The sequence below is a fragment of the Mycobacterium venezuelense genome (assembly GCF_054919535.1).
In genome coordinates, this window is record NZ_JBONDW010000025.1 from 12,848 (window position 1) to 32,011 (window position 19,164).

17 protein-coding genes are annotated in these 19,164 nt (G+C 66.6%); 8 read left to right on the forward strand and 9 right to left on the reverse strand.

All coding sequences use genetic code 11. The features are described from left to right. The first annotated feature begins 26 nt into the window (after positions 1-26). Both ACRCUN_RS29845 and ACRCUN_RS29850 read left to right on the forward strand, forming a co-directional pair. Positions 27-1,460 (forward strand): ABC transporter permease subunit, encoded by a 1,434-nt coding sequence (locus ACRCUN_RS29845; RefSeq protein WP_462145303.1) that lies wholly within the window; start codon positions 27-29, stop codon positions 1,458-1,460. After that, on the forward strand, positions 1,457-2,212 hold the full coding sequence (locus tag ACRCUN_RS29850; RefSeq protein WP_462145237.1) for an amino acid ABC transporter ATP-binding protein: 756 nt from the start codon (positions 1,457-1,459) through the stop codon (positions 2,210-2,212). The genes ACRCUN_RS29845 and ACRCUN_RS29850 overlap by 4 nt, the downstream gene beginning before the upstream one ends. Here the strand turns inward: ACRCUN_RS29850 and ACRCUN_RS29855 are convergent. Further along, entirely contained in the window at positions 2,199-2,774 is a 576-nt protein-coding gene (locus tag ACRCUN_RS29855) for a TetR/AcrR family transcriptional regulator (protein ID WP_462145238.1), read from the reverse strand. The genes ACRCUN_RS29850 and ACRCUN_RS29855 overlap by 14 nt on opposite strands. A gap of 11 nt (positions 2,775-2,785) precedes the next feature. Then, positions 2,786-4,144 (reverse strand): hydroxysqualene dehydroxylase HpnE, encoded by a 1,359-nt coding sequence (gene hpnE / locus ACRCUN_RS29860; protein WP_462145239.1) that lies wholly within the window; start codon positions 4,142-4,144, stop codon positions 2,786-2,788. Positions 4,145-4,269: 125 nt separating this feature from the next. Between hpnE and ACRCUN_RS29865 the strand changes: the two genes are divergently transcribed. Continuing rightward, positions 4,270-5,508 carry an MFS transporter gene (locus ACRCUN_RS29865; RefSeq protein ID WP_462145240.1) on the forward strand — a complete coding sequence of 413 codons (1,239 nt, stop codon included), beginning with the start codon at positions 4,270-4,272 and terminating at the stop codon, positions 5,506-5,508. On the opposite strand, the gene ACRCUN_RS29870 is transcribed toward ACRCUN_RS29865, so the two are convergent. The 3 genes from ACRCUN_RS29870 to tgt form a co-directional block, all read right to left on the reverse strand. Beyond that, positions 5,475-6,692 (reverse strand): saccharopine dehydrogenase family protein, encoded by a 1,218-nt coding sequence (locus ACRCUN_RS29870; protein WP_462145241.1) that lies wholly within the window; start codon positions 6,690-6,692, stop codon positions 5,475-5,477. The genes ACRCUN_RS29865 and ACRCUN_RS29870 overlap by 34 nt on opposite strands. 75 nt (positions 6,693-6,767) lie before the next feature. Further along, positions 6,768-8,000 carry a cytochrome P450 gene (locus ACRCUN_RS29875; RefSeq protein WP_462145242.1) on the reverse strand — a complete coding sequence of 411 codons (1,233 nt, stop codon included), beginning with the start codon at positions 7,998-8,000 and terminating at the stop codon, positions 6,768-6,770. A 39-nt stretch (positions 8,001-8,039) separates the two neighbouring features. Then, positions 8,040-9,272: a tRNA guanosine(34) transglycosylase Tgt gene (tgt, locus tag ACRCUN_RS29880; RefSeq protein WP_462145243.1), complete on the reverse strand. Its 1,233-nt coding sequence runs from the start codon at positions 9,270-9,272 to the stop codon at positions 8,040-8,042. A 70-nt stretch (positions 9,273-9,342) separates the two neighbouring features. On the opposite strand from tgt, the gene ACRCUN_RS29885 reads away from it, so the two are divergent. Next, positions 9,343-9,786 (forward strand): lipoprotein LpqH, encoded by a 444-nt coding sequence (locus tag ACRCUN_RS29885; protein WP_462145304.1) that lies wholly within the window; start codon positions 9,343-9,345, stop codon positions 9,784-9,786. Here the strand turns inward: ACRCUN_RS29885 and ACRCUN_RS29890 are convergent. Further along, positions 9,773-10,681 carry a haloalkane dehalogenase gene (locus ACRCUN_RS29890; RefSeq protein WP_462145244.1) on the reverse strand — a complete coding sequence of 303 codons (909 nt, stop codon included), beginning with the start codon at positions 10,679-10,681 and terminating at the stop codon, positions 9,773-9,775. The genes ACRCUN_RS29885 and ACRCUN_RS29890 overlap by 14 nt on opposite strands. A 136-nt stretch (positions 10,682-10,817) precedes the next feature. On the opposite strand from ACRCUN_RS29890, the gene ACRCUN_RS29895 reads away from it, so the two are divergent. The 4 genes from ACRCUN_RS29895 (at position 10,818) to ACRCUN_RS29910 (ending at position 14,909) form a co-directional block, all read left to right on the forward strand. After that, positions 10,818-11,336, forward strand: coding sequence for a lipoprotein LpqH (locus ACRCUN_RS29895; protein ID WP_462145245.1), 519 nt, complete (start codon positions 10,818-10,820; stop codon positions 11,334-11,336). A gap of 79 nt (positions 11,337-11,415) precedes the next feature. After that, entirely contained in the window at positions 11,416-12,723 is a 1,308-nt protein-coding gene (locus ACRCUN_RS29900; RefSeq protein ID WP_462145246.1) for a PE-PPE domain-containing protein, read from the forward strand. Positions 12,724-12,792: 69 nt separating this feature from the next. After that, positions 12,793-14,577, forward strand: a complete 1,785-nt coding sequence (locus ACRCUN_RS29905) for a penicillin-binding transpeptidase domain-containing protein (RefSeq protein ID WP_462145247.1) — start codon at positions 12,793-12,795, stop codon at positions 14,575-14,577. A 95-nt stretch (positions 14,578-14,672) separates the two neighbouring features. Further along, entirely contained in the window at positions 14,673-14,909 is a 237-nt protein-coding gene (locus tag ACRCUN_RS29910) for a hypothetical protein (RefSeq protein WP_462145248.1), read from the forward strand. Here the strand turns inward: ACRCUN_RS29910 and ACRCUN_RS29915 are convergent. The 3 genes from ACRCUN_RS29915 to ACRCUN_RS29925 are packed head-to-tail and all read right to left on the reverse strand — an operon-like array spanning position 14,906 to position 19,157. Continuing rightward, the gene (locus ACRCUN_RS29915) at positions 14,906-16,612 is read right to left on the reverse strand and encodes a diol dehydratase reactivase ATPase-like domain-containing protein (protein ID WP_462145249.1); all 1,707 of its coding nucleotides are present in this window, start codon (positions 16,610-16,612) and stop codon (positions 14,906-14,908) included. The two genes, ACRCUN_RS29910 and ACRCUN_RS29915, sit on opposite strands and share 4 nt — an antisense overlap. Then, complete coding sequence (locus tag ACRCUN_RS29920) at positions 16,609-16,941, reverse strand: diol dehydratase small subunit (RefSeq protein ID WP_462145250.1); 333 nt, start codon at positions 16,939-16,941, stop codon at positions 16,609-16,611. The genes ACRCUN_RS29915 and ACRCUN_RS29920 overlap by 4 nt, the downstream gene beginning before the upstream one ends. Next, complete coding sequence (locus tag ACRCUN_RS29925; RefSeq protein WP_462145305.1) at positions 16,938-19,157, reverse strand: propanediol/glycerol family dehydratase large subunit; 2,220 nt, start codon at positions 19,155-19,157, stop codon at positions 16,938-16,940. Before ACRCUN_RS29925 ends, ACRCUN_RS29920 begins: the two co-directional genes overlap by 4 nt. Positions 19,158-19,164: the final 7 nt, after the last annotated feature.

Here is a 19,164-nt window from a genome sequence, read left to right on the forward strand (position 1 = left end):
GCCTACCCGCGATCCTGCTGCTCGTGATGTTTGTGCTGTCGGCGTGCGGAGGCCAGGCGGCCACGACCGAGGACCCGTTGAAGTCGTCGGGTGTGCTACGAGTGGGCACCGAGGGTGTGTACGCACCGTTCAGCTACCACGACGCCGCCACCGGACAATTGACCGGCTATGACGTCGACGTCGCCCGCGCGGTCGCCGACAAGATCGGCGTTCGGGTCGAATTCGTTGAAACGCCGTGGGATTCGATTTTCGCCGCGCTTGAGGCGAACCGATTCGACGTGGTGGCCAATCAAGTCACGATCACGCCCGAGCGCCAGGCCAAATACGACCTGTCGCAACCGTACACAGTCGGCGAAGGCGTCATTGTCACGCGCGCCGACGACAACTCGATCAGCTCGCTCGACGATCTCAAAGGCAAGGTGGCCGCGGAGAACGCCACCAGCAACTGGTCGGAGATCGCGCGTAACGCCGGCGCGCGGGTCGAGGCGGTCGAAGGGTTCACGCAAGCCATCACGCTGCTCAACCAGGGCCGCGTCGACGTCGTGGTCAACGACAGCATCGCGGTGTATGCGTACCTGGCCGAAACCAACGATCAGTCGGTGAAGATCGCGGGCAAGGTCGGCGAGAAGAGCGAGCAGGGATTTGCCGCACGCAAGGACAGCGGCCTGCTGCCCGAACTCAACCGGGCACTGGATGAACTGCGCGCCGACGGCACCCTGGCCGACATCTCACAGCGCTACCTCAAGGCCAATGCGTCCGGCGCGCCTGCACCGGCGGCCGAAGGCGCCCCCGCACCGCGTTCGACGTGGCAGCTGATCACCGACAATCTGTGGCCACTCGCGAAAGCGGCCATCACCATGACGATTCCGTTGACGATCATCAGCTTCGTCATCGGGCTGGTGATCGCGCTCGGCGTCGCACTGGCCCGGCTGTCATCGAACGTGGTGCTCAGCAATGTGGCCCGGCTGTACATCTCGATCATCCGCGGCACGCCGCTGTTGGTACAGCTGTTCATCGTGTTCTTCGCGCTTCCGGAATTCGGCGTGAAGATCGACCCGTTCCCGGCGGCGGTGATCGCATTCAGCCTGAATGTCGGCGGTTATGCCGCGGAGATCATCCGCTCGGCGATCCTGAGCATCCCCAAGGGGCAGTGGGAAGCGGCCGAGACCATCGGGCTCAGCTATGTCGGCTCGCTGCGGCGCATCATCCTGCCGCAGGCCACGAGGGTCGCGGTGCCGCCGCTCTCGAACACCTTGATCTCACTCGTCAAAGACACGTCACTGGCCTCGACGATCCTCGTCACCGAGTTGCTCCGGCAGGCCCAGATCATCGCCGCACCCACGTTTGAGTTCTTCGCGCTGTACGGTACTGCGGCCGTGTACTACTGGGTGATCTGCCTGGTGCTGTCGTTCGGCCAGAGTCGCATCGAACGCCGACTGGAAAGGTACGTGGCCAGATGACCGAGAATCGGATCGATGCCCGAGACGTCCGAAAGGCGTTCGGCGACAACGAAGTACTCAAGGGTGTCTCTTTCACCGTGCCCCGCGGAAGTGCGACGACGATCATCGGCCCGTCCGGGTCCGGTAAGACGACGCTGCTGCGGGCCCTCAACGCGCTTGACGCACCCGACTCAGGCGTGGTGCGGGTCGGCGATGTCGAGTTGGACTTCTCCGCGCCCGTGCCACGCGACCAACTACGGCGCTACCGGGCGCAGAGCGGCTTCGTATTCCAGTCCCACAACCTGTTCCCGCACAAGACCGTGCTGCAGAACGTCACCGAAGGCCCGCTGGTCGCGCAGAAGCGACCGCGTGACGAAGTCGAAGCGGAAGCCGTCGAGCTGTTGAACCAGGTCGGGCTGGCCGACAAACGCGACCAGTACCCCTATCAACTGTCGGGTGGTCAGCAGCAGCGTGTCGGCATCGCCCGGGCCCTGGCACTCAAGCCAAAGGTGGTGCTGTTCGACGAGCCCACCTCGGCACTCGATCCCGAGCTCGTCGGTGAAGTGCTCGCGGTGATCCGCGATCTCGCGGTCGAAGGTTGGACCTTGGTGATCGTGACGCACGAAATCCAGTTCGCCAAGCAGGTTTCCGATCAGGTGCTGTTCACCGACCAGGGCGTGATCCTCGAGCAGGGTCCGCCGGCGTCGGTGATCGGCGAGCCCTCCGAAGAGCGCACCCGGCAGTTCCTGCAGCGGATCCTCAACCCGCTGTAGCCGCGCGCTCCGCCTCGCCTGCCCACGCAATGAGCGAACGCAGGTACGCGATCACCAGATCGTCGGGATGGCGGGCGGGGTCTTCCAGATGAAGCCTGGCCAACTCTTCGATGCCCGACAACAGGATTCGCACGGTGGGGCCATCCGGATCGACATCGGCATTCACGGCCGACGCCAGCGATCTCGCGGCCACCTTCCGCGCGTAGCCGCGGCCCAGCTCCATGCGGATGCGCGCCTCGGGCGGCGCACCGTCGGACGGACGCAGGATGATGCGCCAACTGGTCGGCGCCGCATGCAGGTACGCGAGGATTCCGCGGCCCAGGCGATCCGGGTCGGTATCGGGTCGATCGACGCTGCCCATGCCGGCGAAGGCGATCGCCGACTCGCGGTCGAGCAGTGCCGTGGTCAGCCCGGGCAGGTCCGTGAACTGCTGATAGACCACCGTGCGGGTGACATGAGCCTGAGTGGCGACGCGCTCGATCGTGAGCCCGGCGAATCCGTCGGCGGCGACGATGTCACGCGCGACGTCGAGCAGTTGCGCGCGGCGTTGCGCGCCCGGCATGCGCCGCCTGGTCACGGTGTGCGGCCGAGCAGCAGATCCACGGCAATCGCCGCGCTCTGCACGGCGCTCTCCATGGTGGCCGACCAGTCGGTGGCGGTCCAGTCGCCGGCGATCACGAGCGACGGCACCGACGTGCGTTGCCCCGGACGCAGCGCATCGGTGCCGACCACCTGGGAGAACGTCGCTTTCGGCATCTTCACCACCTGCGCTTCAAGCACTCTCGCGTCGTGCGCCTTCGGGTAGTAGCGACGCAGCAGGTCCATCTGCTCGGCGACGATCTCTTCGTTGGACTTGTGGATCTGTTCGTAGGCACCGCTGGTGGTCAGGCAGTAGAGCCATGCCCGGTCCGTCTTTCGACCGTGCATGATTTGCCGGTCAAAGACTTCATCGATGACGCCCGTGCCGCCGATCAGCCCTTCGAACGCCGATTCCGTACCGAGGGGCCGGTCCAGGTACAGGTTGGTGCTGACGATCGGCGTGTACCCCAATTTGTCTGCGGCCGCGTAGATTTCCGGGTGCTCGGGAAGGTCGTCGAGCAGGCCGCCGATGTTGGAGTTGGGCACCGCGCACACGACGGCATCGGCCGGTATCTCCGTCCCGTCCGCCAGCAGCACCCCGACGACGCGGCCGTCGACGATTCTGATCCGCCGGGCCACCGAGCGGTAGCGCACCTCGACACCGCGCTCCTCGAACAGGTTGACTGCGCCCGTCACGTACAGGGTGTCCAGATCGACCGTGGGGTAGCCGATCGTGACCGGCGTACGGTGCTTGATGCCGAGGCGAAAGCCGGTGGCCATCACGTTGGCGAAGACTTTCGCCGATTCCCGCGATACCGGCTCGGCCGCGATGCCGAGAGCAAGCCAGTCCCACAACGCTTCTCGCGCATGGGGTGGCATGCCGACCCGCTCGAACCACTGCTCGGTGGACAGGTCGGCGAGATCGTCGGGCTTATGCAGTGCCTGCCAGCCCAGCCGGAGCGTCGCGCGGGCAGCGCGTAGGCGGTCGCCCCAGCCGGCATCGGGGTGGACACCGAACAGCGTGCGGATCGCACCGATGCCCGTGGTCTGCATGCGCACCTTGCGTCCATCGGGCCAGCGCAAGGTCGACGACTTCGGGAAGGCGATGTGGCGCCGGGTGCCGATACTGGTCAGGTAGCGGTACAGATGTTGATAGCCGCTGGCGATGACGTGCTGGCCGTTGTCAGGTATGTCGTCGACCGCGTCTGCGCGCATCGCGTGGGTGCGACCGCCGAGCCTGCCGCGGCGTTCCAGCAGCGTCACGTTCTTGCCTGCCTCGGCCAGCCATACCGCAGAGGCCAGCCCCGCCAGCCCACCACCGATCACCACGTAGCGCCGCGCGTCGTCACCCATGCTGTGAGCCCTTCACCTAACTTACAAGTTGTAAGTTAGGCTTCGGCCGCTGGCGCGTCAACCACCGACTGCACCGTCCGATTTCCGCCAGCACTGTCACGGTTCGCGCCCATAGCGTCGCGAGCATGGAAACCGCTTCAGTCGCCCACTCCCCGGCGCTGCACAGAACCGCCATGTGGTTCATGGCATTCGCCGCCGCGCTCGGCACGGCCACGATCTATCCGTTACAGCCCGCCGTCGCGGACGTGGCTGCATCACTTGACATCTCGATCGCCGAGATCGGTGTGGCACTGGCTTTCGGGCCGCTCGGTTATCTGTTCGGACTGGCGGTGCTCGTACCGCTCGTGGATCGATTCCCGCCGAGATACGTTCTCGCCGTTCAGTTCGGCATGCTTGCGCTCGCGCTGACGGCGAATGCCGCCGCGAGCACGGTTTGGCTGCTGGGTCTGACCGTCGGCGTGATCGGCGCCGGTTCGACGGTCGGGGCGCAACTGAGCTCGGTTGCCGGACGATTCGCGGCGGCATCAAAGCGAGCCACCGTCCTTGGGACCGTCACTGCCGGCATCTCGGCGGGGATCATCGGCGGTCGAATCCTCGGCGGCTGGCTGACCGAGATACTCGGTTGGCGCGGAACACTTCTGGTTTTCGCCCTGCTCTGCGTCGCGGTCTCATTGTTCGCATTCAGCGTTCTGCCTGGCGCACGCGGCAGCGTCACCACGAGCTACCTCGCGGTGTTGCGTGGGCTTCCCGGCCTGTATGTCCGTTTCCCGGCGTTGCGGATCGCAGCGGGACGCGGGGCACTGTGGTTCTTCGCGTTCTGCGCAGTGTGGGCGGGAATTGCGGTCGCCCTTGCGCAACCACCGTTCTCGTACTCGGCCGAACAGATCGGCCTGTTCGCGGTCGCCGGACTTCTCGGCATGGTGGCCACTCGCGTTGCCGGCTCATGGACCGACCGAGTCGGCGCCAGGACGGTGATTCTGGTCGGGCTCGTCATCGCGGCTCTGTCCACGGTCATCCTCGGGCTGTGCTTGTCGAACACCGTCGCCACACTCGTCTGTCTGGCGCTGTTCGATGCGGGCCTTTTCGCGGCCCAAGTAGCCAACCAGAGCACGGTGCTGGCGATCGAACCCACCGCGCCGGCCAGGTTCAACAGCGCCTACATGGTGGTGTACTTCATCGGCGGCAGTGCCGGGACTGCGTTCGGAGCGGCCGCCGTGGGGTGGATGGGCTGGCCGGCAACCGCCCTCGTCACCGCCGCGGCGATCGTGGCTGCCATGGTGCTCACCGCGGCGTCAACGCGAGGTGACGCCTGCCGAACAACGACTGCCGCTCAGAGTTCCTTGACGCCCCACGGCGAGCCGTAGTCCTTGAGCAAGTCCAGGAACGGCACGGCGTCGAATGCCTCCGGGCCAAGCACACCCGCCCCGCTCCACGCCCCGGATGCCAGGAGCTCAAGGGCGACAACGGGATTGATCGCGGTCTGCCACACCACGCACTGGTGGCCGTATTCGGCCATGGACCACTGGTTGTCGACGACGTGGTACAGGTACGTCGAGCGCGGTTGACCGTCTTTCCCGGTGCCCGTCACCCACAAACCCGCACAGGTCTTGCCGTGCATCTGCGGGCCGAGGGTCGCCGGATTGGGCAGACAGGCGGCGACGACATCGCGCGGGCTCACCTCGACGGGTCCGTTCGCGCTGCCGACGCGCACCTTCTCCGTCCGGTCGAGCCCGAGCTTGTGCAGCGTCTTGAGAACGTCGATGAACTCCCCGCCGAGACCGTATTTGAACGTCGCGCGTCTGCACTCCACCCAGCGCGGCATCAACAGCACCTCCTCGTGCTCGACGTTGACGCACTCAACTGGTCCGATGCCCTCCGGAAAGTCGAAAACCTCGGGCTCACTGAAGGGTTCGGTGACGAACCAGCCGCGGTCGCGCTCCCAGATCACCGGCGGGTTCAGGCATTCCTCGATCGTGGTCCAGATGGAGAATGACGGCGCGAAGTCATATCCCTCGACCACGAGGTTGGACCCGTCGCGCGTGCCGAGTTCGTCGATCTCGGAGAACAGGTGGTCAGCCGCGTACCGCGCGAAGACATCGGACAGCCCTGGCTCGACACCGATGCCGACCAGTGCGAGCCGGCCTGCGCCGGCCCAGTCGTCGGCAACCGCGAACTGCTCGTCACCGAGTTTCACGCCGGTGAGCTCGTACGGCCGGTCGGGGTGGCGCTGCGACAAGCTCATCGCCATGTCGAGGTAGTCGGCCCCACCGGCCAGTGCACCGTTGAAGATCGGCATCACGAACCGCGGGTCGACGGCATTCATCACGTGCGTGATGCCATGCCTGCGGACCAGTTCGGCCACCGCGTCGGCCGACGTCGCATCGACTTGTGCGGCGCTGAACCGCGGGTCACCGACCGCGTCGGCGGCCTGGCGCGCCCGGTTCTCGTCGTAATCGCACACCACGATCTGCTCGAAGAAATCGCGCCGCGCCGCGATCGCACAGAATGCCGAGCCAACGCCACCGGCGCCCACCAACAGGATGCGCATGCGCACGACCGTACCGGGAACGTGCGATTTTCGTCGGGTTTGATCGGTTTCGATACGTAATCAGCGTTGAAGACGCTATATAGCGACGGATAGCGTCGACATTCCCCGCAAGGTCAGATTCCGCTTGTACGCCGGCTCAGCGGCCAGGCCGGCCCGCGGGAAGCGCCGCGTCACGGCCGATAGCGCGACCGCGGCTTCCAACCGAGCCAACGGCGCACCCAGGCAGAAGTGCGGCCCCTTGCCGAACCCGAGGTGGCGGATCGCGCCGCGGTCCGGATCGAACTCGCCGGGCCGGTCGATGACCGCGGCGTCGCGGTGTGCGGCGGCCAGAAGCAGCAACATCGTGTCGCCCTTGGCGATCGCGGTGTCACCGATCGTCATGTCGTCACCAGCGGTTCGCGATACGAGCTGCACCGGCGGGTCGTACCGCATGGTTTCCTCCACCACGGCCGACACCCGGGCCGGGTCCCCGGCGAGCGCCGCCCATTGCGCGGGATGACGAAGCATTGCGAGGATCGCGTTGGCGATCAGGTTCACCGTGGTTTCGTGGCCGGCGATCAGCAGCAGATTGCAGGTCGCGATGATCTCGTCCTCGGTGAGCTGATCCCCGGACTCCTCGACCGCGATGAGCCCCGACATCAGGTCGTCACCCGGTGCGTGCCTGCGCTTTTCGATGAGCTCACGCAGATAGTCGCGCAACCACTGCCCGGCCTTCATCTGCTGATCGAACAGATCCGACGATTCACCGGTCACGGTGAAGAACGGGTCCAGCGCCGACGCCAACAGCTCCGAGGCGTGGCTGAACTGAGGCTCGTCCTCGATCGGGACGCCGAGGAGCCGGCAGATCACCGCGACCGGGAGCGGGTAGGCGAGATCGGCGATCACCTCAAACCTGCCCCGCTCCTCGACGGCGTCCAGCAGCCCGTCGACCAGCGCGGTGATATCGGGTTCGAGTGCGTTGATCACCTTGGGCACAAAGGCTTTGCTGACCAACTTGCGCAGCCGCGTGTGGTCGGGTGGATCGAGGAACAGGAAGCTGGTCGTGCCTCGCGGCCGCGGTTCGGTTTCCTCGGCCAACTGGCGTTGCGCCATCGTCGACTTCATCGGGTCGCTGCACGACGACGGGTGGCGCAACACCTCGTCGCAGTCCGGGTACGAACTGAACACCGTGAGAGCCGCGTCGGCCACATGCAGCGGCCCGAACGCCCGGATCCGGTCGTACAGCGGATATGGATCGGCCCGGTTGGAAGGGTCCAACAGCTGAAGCATCAAGGCCTGCGGAGCCTCGCCTTCCGCGATGGTCGTCATGCTTTTATTGTGCACGCGTCGAAGAAGGCGCCAGGTCAGCTACCGGACGGGGGTGCCGTAATAGCGGCCGAGCACATGCGCGCGCAGTTCGTCGAATTCGCCAGCGACGATCGCGGCCCGGATCTGATCGACAAGCCGGATCACGAACCGCTCGTTGTGGATCGTGCACAGCGTCGCCGACAGCATTTCCTTGGCCTTGAACAGGTGGCGGATGTACGCGCGCGAGTAATTGGCGCACGTGTAGCAATCGCATTCGGCGTCGATCGGGGTGAAGTCCCGCTTGTACCGGGCCCCGGTGATGTTGAAGCGCCCGTTCGCCGAGTACACCGCGGCGTTGCGGGCCACGCGTGACGGCGATACGCAGTCGAACGTGTCGGCTCCGGCCGCGACCGCGTCGAACAGATCGTCCGGCTCGCTGATGCCGAGAAGGTGGCGCGGCTTGTCGGCGGGCAACTCGCTGCTGACCCACCCGACGATGGTCGCCAGGTTCTGCTTCTCCAGAGCCCCGCCGATGCCGTACCCGTCGAAGCCTTCCCCGTTCGGGCCGACGATGGTGGTCAGCCCGTGCGCGGCCTGGCGCCGCAGATCCTCGTACTGAGCGCCCTGTACGACACCGAACAGTGCCTGCCGTGGCCGCTCGGGTGTCGACTCCTGCAGCCTCTGGTGTTCGGCCAGGCATCGCACCGCCCACTCGTGGGTGCGTTGCACCGAACGTTCCTGATAGCCACGGGTGTTGACGAGCGTGGTGAGTTCGTCGAACGCGAAGATGATGTCGGCGCCGAGCTGATGCTGGATGCCGATCGACACCTCCGGCGTGAACCGGTGGGTCGAGCCGTTGAGGTGCGACCGGAACGTGACGCCGTCGTCGTCGACGACCGCCAGGCGTTCCTTGCCGTCGGCGATGATGTCGTCGGCCTGCACGCGCTGGGTGTCCATGGCCAGCACTTTCTTGAATCCGACGCCCAGCGACAGCACCTGGAACCCGCCGCTGTCGGTATACGTCGGCCCGGGCCAGTTCATGAATGCGCCAAGCCCACCGGCCTCCGCCACGATGTCGGGGCCCGGCTGCAGGTACAGGTGATAGGCGTTGGCCAGGATGGCTTGCGCACCAAGCTGTTTCATTGTCTCCGGCAGCACCGACTTGACGGTCGCCTGAGTGCCCACGGCGATGAAAGCCGGAGTGTGGATGTCGCCGTGCGGGGTGTGGATGGTCCCGACCCGGCCGAGTCGGCCGGCTAACTCGGCCTCCACGGTGAAGTACGGCTGGTCCACAGCAGGTATTCAACCGGATGCGCGTCCGATTTCCGTCATCGGGGCGGACGGCACCATACTGCTGCTCGTGATGCACCGAATCGCCGCCACCACCGCTGGGTGCGCGGCCATGCTGGCCGCAGTTGTCGGGTGTTCGTCGCAGGAATCCGATTCGACGGGCGGCTCGCAGTCGGGTGAGGCCAAGGTGACGTTCGGCAGCAACGACACCGGGCCGGTCACCTCGGTCGGCTGCGAGACGAAGGATGGTTTCACCACCATCAACATCGAGGGCAGCCTGCGCACCACGGTGATCCTCACCGACGGCGAGGCGCCCGCGGTGGAGTCGGTGAGCATCGGCGAGGTAGGAACCGACCAGCCGTCACTCGCCTACATCGAAGGGCTCTCGAGCTCACCGGTCGTGGCCTCGCGCGACGCCAAGAGCTACACCATCACAGGTACGGGCGCGGGTACCGACGCGGCCAACCCTGGCATACCCGTCGACATGCCGTTCGACATCGCGGTCACCTGTCCCTGAGAAATGCCACGATCGCCGCGGCGAGTTCCTCGCCGGCATCCTCCTGCAGGAAGTGGCCGGCATCGGCGATCACCGGATGCTCGATGCCTCGCGCACCGCGCATCTCGCGCTGAAAGATCGGGGCCATCGCGCCGGTGATCGGATCACCGTCGCTGAACGCGACAAGCATCGGGGTCTGGCTCGCCGACAACACTTTCCACGCTGAACGGTTGGCTTCGGCGGCCGGATCGTCTGGCGTGGTGGGCACCAGACCGGGCATCGCGCGGGGCCCGGCACAGTACGAATCGTCGGGAAACGGGGCGTCGTAGGCCGCCCGAACCGCCTCCTTCATGGGGCGGCGGCACCCCGCCGCGACGAACCTTCCTACTTCGATTTTCGGCAGGCCCTGGATGGCCGAGCGGAATTGCCACCAGATCTCGGGCATCGGGATGTCACCGGTGGGCAGACCGGTGTTCGCCACAACGATATTGGCGAACCGGTCGGGGTGTTCGGCGGCCAGCCGCAGCCCGATCAGTCCGCCCCAGTCCTGGCCGACCAGAGTCACCCGGTGCAGATTCAGCACGTCGAAGGCAAGTGCCCGGATCCATTCGACGTGCCGCGCGTAGCTGTGATCGCCGATCCGCGTCGGTTTGTCAGATCGACCGAACCCGACCAGATCGGGGCATATGACACGGTGCCCGGCCGCCACCAGGATCGGAATCATGCGGCGGTACAGGTACGACCAAGATGGTTCCCCATGCAATAACAGGACCGGTTCGGCGTGGGCCGGGCCGTCCTCCACCCAGGCCATCCGCAGGGTCCCGCCTTCCCCATCGTCGACCACGCAGAACTTTGGGGCATAAGGGAATTCGGGCAGGCTGGCGAACCGCTCATCCGGTGTTCGCAAAGTCTCCATGATGCTGAACTTACGGGCCGCCGCGGCCCTGCCCGAGCAATTCGCCCAATCGGGTACCGGACAACCGAGCTGACCCCATACTTTCGGAGACGGTCCGCCGATCTTGACGGGCCGCACAACCGTGAGGAGAACAGTGGTGAAGCGTGGGTTCCTGGTAGCTGTCGGCGGCGCCGCGATCGTCGTCGCCGGTCTGTCTGGCTGTTCGTCTGATGAGAAGAGTTCGGATTCCAGCGAGGCATCACCGACGGCAACCGCCTCGGTTTCGCCGTCGGCGTCGGTTCAGGCCGGCGATGCCACAGCAACCACCGGCACGGGAACCGCGCGGGTCGTCATCGACGGCAAGGAGACCCCGGTGGAAGGCAGCGTCGTATGTGCGACGGTCGCGGGCAACGTCTCGGTCACCGTCGGCCAGGGCATGTCAGCCGTCACCGCCACGCTGTCCGAAGGCGACCAGCCGACCGTCAGCGCTGTCGCGCTGGGCAACATCGACGGCGTCAGCCTCGGTTACACCCCAGGCGTGCCGGGCGGCAGCGCCGAAGCCACCAAGGACGGCAACAAGTACACGATCAAGGGCAATGCGACGGGTGCCGATATGGCCAATCCGATGGCGGGAGCGGTCACCAAGCCGTTCGAGCTCGAAGTCACCTGCCCGTAACGGGTCATCAGCCAAGTGTGGGCCCGGGAGGATCCCCGGGCCCACACCCCATTTCCGTCCAGTCGACCAGAGGAGCAAGGTGGCAAGGCATCGCAAACGTCAGCGCGGATCCGCAGTCATGGTGGCCGGAGCCACCGCAGGCATCACCACGGCACTGACCTTTGGCCAAGCCCCAAGCGCCACCGCGGTCGCCATTCCGTCCAACGACGTCGTCGTCGGAGTGGGCGGCGCAGGAAATACGACAAGCGACCGGATCAAGAACAAGTTCCAAGGGCAACTCGTCGCGAACGATCATCCCTTCGTCGGCGTGCCGTATCCGGCGCTGCTGCCGGTCGATCCGAGCGTGGAAGCCGGGATCCCCGCGCTGCGCGACGTCGTCGACGCCGAGATCGCCGACGACAGGACCGTCTTGATCGTCGGGTACTCCGAAGGCTCCCTGGTCGCCGAGAAGTACAAGCGCTCACTCCTGTCGGACCCGGCCGCACCTGCGACCGACGACCTCAAGTTCCTGTTCCTGGCTTCGCCGTTCGTGCCCAACGGCGGCATTTACTCACGCTTCCCGGGCATGGCATTCCCCGGATTCGTCAGTACCGGCGCCGCGGTCCCGTCGCCCTACGACGAAACCTTCGTATCGCTCGAATACGACCTGATCGCCGATTTCCCGGCCTACGCCAACCCGTTGTCGATCGCGAACGCGGTGGCCGGCATGAAATACGTGCACGGAGACCATGGGCCCGACAACGTCGACCTGGACGGTGACGAACAAGCGGTGCTGGTCGTGACGACCCCGGAGGGCGGCACCGACACGTACGTACTGATCCGGGCCGAACACCTCCCGCTGCTGCAGCCGATACGTGATTTCTCCGCCGCACTGCAGACGACCGCGCTGACCGAGCCCGTGCTCGGCGCCATCGAGCCAACGCTTCGAGTCGTGATCGACATGGGCTACACCGACCGCGACTACCAGGATGCCGACAAGCCGACGCGGTTCTCACTGTTCACACCGCACGACCGCATCGCCGACGCCATCGAAGCGCTGCCCGAGGCCATCGACGAGGGCGTCGACAACTTCCGCAACGGATTCCCGACGGTGCCTTCGATATCCACCGACCGGGACGGGCCGACAGTCGAGAAGCCCGAGAGTCAGGCCGAGCCGGATGAACAGGACGAGCCGAAAGAACCCGGAGAGTCGAAACAGCAAGAAGCAAACGACGAGACGACACCGGCGAAGCCGACCAGGCCCAAGAAGCCGAAACTTTCCGAGCAGCGCGACACGCTGCCCAAGGCGGTGTCTCGCGCGGTCGACAAACTCAAGAAAGACCTCAAGCCGAAGAAGGACCAAGCCGACGCACCCGCCGAGAAGCCGTCCGAGGACGACGGGGGGTGATCTGCCTGGGCGGCGCGCTGGGTGTGGCCCTGCCCGAGCAGGTGCGGACACTGCTGTAAAGCTGGAGGGATGAATCGTCTCGCATGTGCGTGGCTGCTGCTGTTCGGCCTGCTGCTTTCGGTCGTCGGTTGCTCGTCGTCCCCTGACCCTGCCGACCGCTTCGCCGCGTTCGCCGATGCGCTGCAACGCAAAGACGCCCACGCCGCGGCAGTCCAGACGAGCGATCCGGCAGCGGCCGAGCCGGTGATCGCGTCGATGTTCGACGGCATGGGCGAGGCCGCGACGGTCAAGGTCAGCGCGGAACCGCAAGAGGGCGACGACGCCGGCTCGACGCTGAAGTACCAGTGGTCGTGGGGCGAGGGACACGAATTCGGCTACGAAACCACCGGAACCGCCGCCAAGACCGGCGACGACTGGCTGATCGCCTGGGCGCCGACGCTGCTGCACCGCGATCTGCAACCCGGCCTGACGTTCCAGTACAGCCAGGACAGCGAGTTGCAGACACCGGTGCTCGACCGGACCGGGCAACCGCTGATGACCTGGCAGACCGTCGGGGTGATCACGCTCGACCGCACCCACCTGGCCTCGGCTGCGCCGCTGGCCGCGCTGCTGGCGCGGTTCGACGCCACGACCACCGCGGAATCGATCGGCGCGCAGTTCAATTCGACGTCCGACGATCGCGTGACCGTGATGAAACTGCGCGAAGACGACCTGGCACAGGTGCGCGATCAGCTCGCCCAGATCGCGGGTGTCACCGTCGCCGAACAGGGTGAGCTGCTGACGGCCGACCGCCAGTTGTCGTCGCCCGCGATCAGCGGCCTCGGGCAGTTGTGGCATGACCGGATCACCAAGAACGCCGGCTGGTCGGTGTATCTGGTAGACGTGGATGGCGCTCCAGCTGAGCAGCTGAAATCGACGCCGCCCGCACCGACCGATCCGCTGCGCACGACGCTCGACCTGCGCATGCAGCTGCTCGCCCAGCAAGCCGTCGCTCAGGAAACCCGCCCCGCGGTTCTGGTCGCGATCTCGGGTTCCACGGGCGGCATCCTTGCGGCCGCACAGAATCCCGCCGCTGACCCGCAAGGGGCAATCGCGTTCTCGGGTCTGTATCCGCCCGGGTCGACGTTCAAGACCATCACCACCGCCGCGGCAATGGAGGCCGGCCTGGCGACTCCGGACAGCCCGGTGGCCTGCCCCGGCCAACTCACGATCGAAAACCGGACGATCCCGAACGACGACAACTTCGATCTGGGTACGGTGCCGCTGACGTCGGCGTTCTCGCACTCCTGCAACACCAGCATGGCGGCGCTGTCCGACAAGCTGCCTGCCGACGCGCTCACCAACACCGCCCGCGACTTCGGCATCGGCGTCGACTTCACCATCCCCGGCCTGACCACCGTGACGGGCCGAGTTCCCAACGCGGACAATGCCGCTCAGAAGGTCGAGAACGGCATCGGGCAGGGCACCGTGACGGTCAGCCCGTTCGGGCTCGCGGTCGCCGAGGCGAGCCTGGCACACGGCTCGACCGTTTTGCCGACCTTGGTCGACGGCGAGAAGACGACGGCCGACACGGAGTCGGTGTCGTTGCCGCCGAACGTCGTCGAGGCGTTACGCGCAATGATGCGCAAGACCGTGACCGAGGGCACTGCCAGCGAGCTCGGCGATATCGCCGATCTCGGCGGCAAGACCGGCACAGCCGAGTTCGGCGGCGAAGCACTTTCCCACGCCAATGCCCATAGTTGGTTCGCCGGTATCGCCGGTGACATCGCGTTCGCAACTCTCGTTGTGGGCGGGGATTCGTCGGCTCCCGCGGTCAAGATCTCCGGCGACTTCCTGCGGCCCGCTACCGGCTAGCCGTACCCGCCGAATGGGTGTCAGCGGTGGCGACTTCGGGCCGCCGCGGCGCGATAGTTGGTATCGCAAACGCGACACCGACTCAGGAGGCCATCATGAAGATGCCGATCAAGTTCATCGCACCGTGGCTGGCCGCGGCCGCGATCGGAGGGGCCGTTGCCTTCGCACCGATCGCCAGCGCCGCCGACACGAACACTCACTCACAGGTCTCCGATACCGATCCCCTGGTGCCCGTCGGCACCGACCCGGTGATTCCTTATCGGCTGGGCTACGTCGACTCCAACCACGACGAAGCGAACACCACCGGCGGCGGGGTCGACCTGCCGTTCTAATGTCCGGCTGCGGACAGATGCACGAGGCCCGACGCGACAGCGAACCGAGGTCCGTGTATGCCGTCGATGTTGGCGCGCCCCACCACGATGGGGACCGTCCGCAGCGACTCACCCACCGTGCGCAGCAGTTCGTCGTCGAGGGCGCCGCCGCCCGCGAGTACCAATGCGGTCGGCGGCTTCTCGAACGCCTTCATACACCGCGCGATGTTCGCCGCGACGGTTTCCTGCTTGATGGCCAGCCGCAGGCTGCGCCATTCCTCGGCGGCCAGCTTGTTCGAGAACGGCACCAAACCGACGGTGCCGCGCGTGCACAGCCGTCCGATCGCCTCGGCCGGTGCCGGGGAGTCCAAGAACAGTCGACGTCCGTCTTCTTCGTGCGCGACATGTGGCCCCTCGACCCGGATGGCCGGGGTCCGTTTGACGCGCTCGGCGAGGGCCCGTGGAATGTTCAGCATGCGTGCGACCGCGACGGTGATGGTCTCACCCGCACCCGCGGCCGTTACCATGCGGTCTTCGCCGACGAGATCGATTGTGCCGCCACCGATATCGCACACCACGGAATCCGTCGGCAGGCCCGGTGTGGTTCGCGCACCCCGGGCCGCGGCCTCGGGTTCGGTCGCGATCGTGCGGGCGGGCCGGCCGGTGAGTTCACCGAGCGTCACCGCGGCATCCTCCACATGGTCGGCGGCCAGCAGTGCGACGACGGTACCCCGGGCGTCGGCGACGCCACGGCGCAGCCAGGCTCCGTTGTCCAGCGCGGAAAGATCGGTGAAAAAGGCGTCGTCGACCGCCATTTCGCGGGTCGGGAGCGACCGCAACCGGATCCGCGCCACATTACCGGGAGGCTCACGGCGCAGGATGCTGTGGGCTTGTGCGGGCGAGTAGCGCACGCCCTCCCCGTCAACCGTGAACTCAACGTAGTCGTCGTCCACCGCGGGCGGATCGGGCGGTCCGGTGCGTGGCGTCACCGCGATGGCCGGCGAATCCGAAAGCTCTCTGGTGAATTCGGCCACCTCACGCATCTGGTCATGCCCCAGTTCCAGTGCTGCGCACAACGCGATCGGATCGGCAAGGGCGCGGTACGCGCGCCCCTCTTCCACGACCTCGACCGCGACCAGCGCTCCGTCATCCAGATCGGCGAGGTTCACCTCGTCGACCACTGGCACATCAACCGGGATGCGGTTGCGGATCAGCACGGCATCGTCCTGCGCGGCCAGCACGCCGACGATGTTCCAGCCGCGCCCGACCGCATCGCCGATCGCCGCGGCCGCGTCCTCGAAATCGGTGTCGCCGTCGACGGATACGATCGCCGGGCCGTTCGATACGGCACCGCTCAGGTCGGCCAAGGGCACATGGCGCCCGACCGCGTACCCGGTTCCTGCCGGCGTACTGGCATCGGGCCGGCGCAGGCTGCGCACCGGCGCGTGCGGCGATGCGGCCGGTGCGAGTGGCGCTGTTTCGGTGTCGACCGGCCGGATCGCCGAGAGCACGAGTTCGTCGGCCCGGGTGCCGGTTTCGACCTCGATGCGGTGCAGCAGCGCGGCCGCACCCTCAAGAGAGTCCCGCGAGCCCTTGCGTCCCCGCGTCGGTGCCTGCCCGTGTCCGACGGGATGCACCGCGCCGTTCGCTACGCGGGCCAGGACGATCTCGGTGGTGTGGTTGCCGACATCGATGCCCGCGACGATCCTCGCGACACCATTCACCGCAACAGGCCCCGGCGCGCGTAGACGTCGGCGGCCTGGCGCACGAGCTCGGCACAACGCGCCGCACCACGCCCTTCCAACGAGGCCTGCAGGGCAGCCAGATCCTCCGCGGTCGATCGGTGTGGGCGCAGCGCCTCGTAGAGGCCCATCACGTCTTCGTCGTCGATGGTCGCCAATTCGGCTGCCCGCAAGAAGTTCTCGGCTAGCTGCGGATTGCCGTTCTCCTCGGCGATCACGGCTTGGTGCGCGAGAACAGCCGGATCCATCCGCAGATCGGACAGTTCGAGCTTGCCGTCGACGGCGGCATCGACAGTGAACTTCTCGCTCATTTCCTGGTGACCTCCACCGTGACGGGCGCCTGGCCCGATTCGCTCGCGTCACGTTCCAGCGCGACGAGCGCAACGGCCCGCGCGTGGTAGCGCGCTGATATGGATTCGTCGGTGCCACCGGTCAGGATCGGAACCGGCGCCATGCCCTTGGCGTGGCGCGCGGCGTTGCGGCCCAGCTCCCGGTAGTTCCGCGCGGTGAGCAACGGGGCGACGCTGAACAGTTCCAGGTTGGCCAACGGCGCCAGGTCGCGGCGGTGAATCAGCGCAGTGCCCTTGCCCTGCAAGCCGATTCCGATGCCGGATCCGGACAGCTTGGCGGCCGTCAGCCCGATCAGGCCGACGTCGATCGTCGAGCGGATACGCACGAATCTCGGCACACAGCCCTCTTCCTCGAGCCCCGCCGAGATCTGCCGGATCACCTGCCCGATCGGAAGCCCGCACAGCGTGAGCCACACGCTGCGGCCCAGTGCCGGCGACAACCCGATGCACACCTCGCGCGGATCGCTGCCCTGCCGGGCCGGCTCGACGTCGGCGACGACGATGTGTCCGGCATGCTCGGCCTGATCGGCCGTGAGCTCAGCCGCCGTGCGCTGTTGGCGGATGTTGTCGATCTCGGCCCGACGCTGATCGCTGAGCGTGTATCCGGTACCGGGCCCGGCATAGTCGTTGGGGTCGGTGATCTTGGACAGCACCCGGAATCGCTCGTCGAAGATGGCCGAGGTCTGCAGTTGATCGCCACGGAGGCGTTCGGCGGTCAGGCGCATGATCGCCTCGGCTTCCTCGTCGTAGCCGGTGCGCTTGAGCGAGGCCACGATGTCGAACACCGTGAGTTGCTTGGCCTCGATAGCGTTGGCGGCTTCGGCGACCGCCTTGGGATCTCCGGGCGGGAGATCGCGGGACCCGTTGGCAAGCACAACTTCGTCGATGTGGCTGTCGTCGAAGTCGGCAAGGCCCAAGTCCCGATAGACGGCCTGCACAGCCGTTGCGGCGCGGCGGCGCACCGCGGCCAGGTGCTCGGCCGATACCGTGCGCAGCCCGCCGTCGGCACCCCAGTCCCGCTGCAGCACAAGGAAATCGTCCATGTCATCGGAATTGAAGTTAGACAGCGCGAACGCGTTGTCGTAACGCGGGATCGAGCCGAAGCCGGAGAAGATGAAATCGGCGCCGGCCAGCAGTACCGGTAGCGTGTGGGCGCTGCGGCGGATGTCGGACTCCGAGATGAGATTGTCGTTGCCCGCGCAGGATTCGAGGTCGCGCATCATCACCATGAGGTTCTCGGCCAGCAGTTCCTTCATGCCCTCGGGCACCGAGGCCACCACGCCGACTCCGTCGATGCCGCCGTTCTGCACGCCCTGCGAGCCCAGCGCCCGAGCCAGCGACACACAACGCGATTCGAGGTAGAGGATCGAGCACTTCTCGGCGGCGCCCATCAGCACCTCGGCCCCACCGCCGCTCGTCACCCGCATCTTGAGACCGCGCGACGCGTAGGCCGAGGTGAGGACCGCCTTGGAGAACGGGGTGTCGTCGCCGTCGACGAACACCTGCTCGGTGCCGTAGATCGAAATGGTCTCGGCGTAGCTGGTGAGCCCGCGCAGGCCCAGCCGCAACTCGAGCGCCTCCTCGATCGAGCACTGCGCCATCGCCCCGGGCACCCCGACCTGCGAACCGATCAGCAGCGCAACGGCATTCGACGGCGCATCGCCCAGCACCGGGACGGTCGTCTCGACTTCCCGGAAGCCGTACGCCACCGCACTGGCGGCGTCGGCGGCGATCAGCATCGGATCGTCGAGCTGATTGGTCACGTGCGCCTGGTTGCTCGGGGTGCGGCGGGCCCGCATCTTGGCCATCGCCATCTGCATCTCGACGGGGGTGAGGACCGCGATGACCTTGGCCAGTTTGGCCGGGGTGGTGCCGCCGATCAGCCGGACGACCTCAGCACGCGGCACGGACAGGTCGACGGCCATGCGGGCGAGTTCGACGTCCGAGAGCGCCATCGCCTCGGGTGCGACGTCGAGGTCGAGGCCGTAGCGGGCGATGAACTCGTCGATGACGTCGAAGTCCTCGGCGGCCTTGCCGTCCATTTCCACGACGTGCCCGTCTCGCACGACCAATGACGGGTCCGGGTCGTTGGGGCTGCTCATCGCGGCCAGGCCGAGATCAGGGTTGGCGACACTGAAACCGTCAAGGTTCACGGGTTTCGCGTCGAGAATCCGCATCCGACCG

What these genes read in the sequence shown, in the direction of transcription:
- ACRCUN_RS29845 (WP_462145303.1), top strand. Translation starts at nt 27, where the DNA reads ATGTTTGTGCTGTCGGCGTGCGGAGGCCAGGCGGCCACGACCGAGGAC.
- ACRCUN_RS29850 (WP_462145237.1), top strand. Translation starts at nt 1,457, where the DNA reads ATGACCGAGAATCGGATCGATGCCCGAGACGTCCGAAAGGCGTTCGGC.
- ACRCUN_RS29855 (WP_462145238.1), bottom strand. Translation starts at nt 2,774, where the DNA reads ATGCCGGGCGCGCAACGCCGCGCGCAACTGCTCGACGTCGCGCGTGAC.
- hpnE (WP_462145239.1), bottom strand. Translation starts at nt 4,144, where the DNA reads ATGGGTGACGACGCGCGGCGCTACGTGGTGATCGGTGGTGGGCTGGCG.
- ACRCUN_RS29865 (WP_462145240.1), top strand. Translation starts at nt 4,270, where the DNA reads ATGGAAACCGCTTCAGTCGCCCACTCCCCGGCGCTGCACAGAACCGCC.
- ACRCUN_RS29870 (WP_462145241.1), bottom strand. Translation starts at nt 6,692, where the DNA reads ATGCGCATCCTGTTGGTGGGCGCCGGTGGCGTTGGCTCGGCATTCTGT.
- ACRCUN_RS29875 (WP_462145242.1), bottom strand. Translation starts at nt 8,000, where the DNA reads ATGACGACCATCGCGGAAGGCGAGGCTCCGCAGGCCTTGATGCTTCAG.
- ACRCUN_RS29885 (WP_462145304.1), top strand. Translation starts at nt 9,343, where the DNA reads ATGCACCGAATCGCCGCCACCACCGCTGGGTGCGCGGCCATGCTGGCC.
- ACRCUN_RS29890 (WP_462145244.1), bottom strand. Translation starts at nt 10,681, where the DNA reads ATGGAGACTTTGCGAACACCGGATGAGCGGTTCGCCAGCCTGCCCGAA.
- ACRCUN_RS29905 (WP_462145247.1), top strand. Translation starts at nt 12,793, where the DNA reads ATGAATCGTCTCGCATGTGCGTGGCTGCTGCTGTTCGGCCTGCTGCTT.
- ACRCUN_RS29910 (WP_462145248.1), top strand. Translation starts at nt 14,673, where the DNA reads ATGAAGATGCCGATCAAGTTCATCGCACCGTGGCTGGCCGCGGCCGCG.
- ACRCUN_RS29920 (WP_462145250.1), bottom strand. Translation starts at nt 16,941, where the DNA reads ATGAGCGAGAAGTTCACTGTCGATGCCGCCGTCGACGGCAAGCTCGAA.
- ACRCUN_RS29925 (WP_462145305.1), bottom strand. Translation starts at nt 19,157, where the DNA reads ATGCGGATTCTCGACGCGAAACCCGTGAACCTTGACGGTTTCAGTGTC.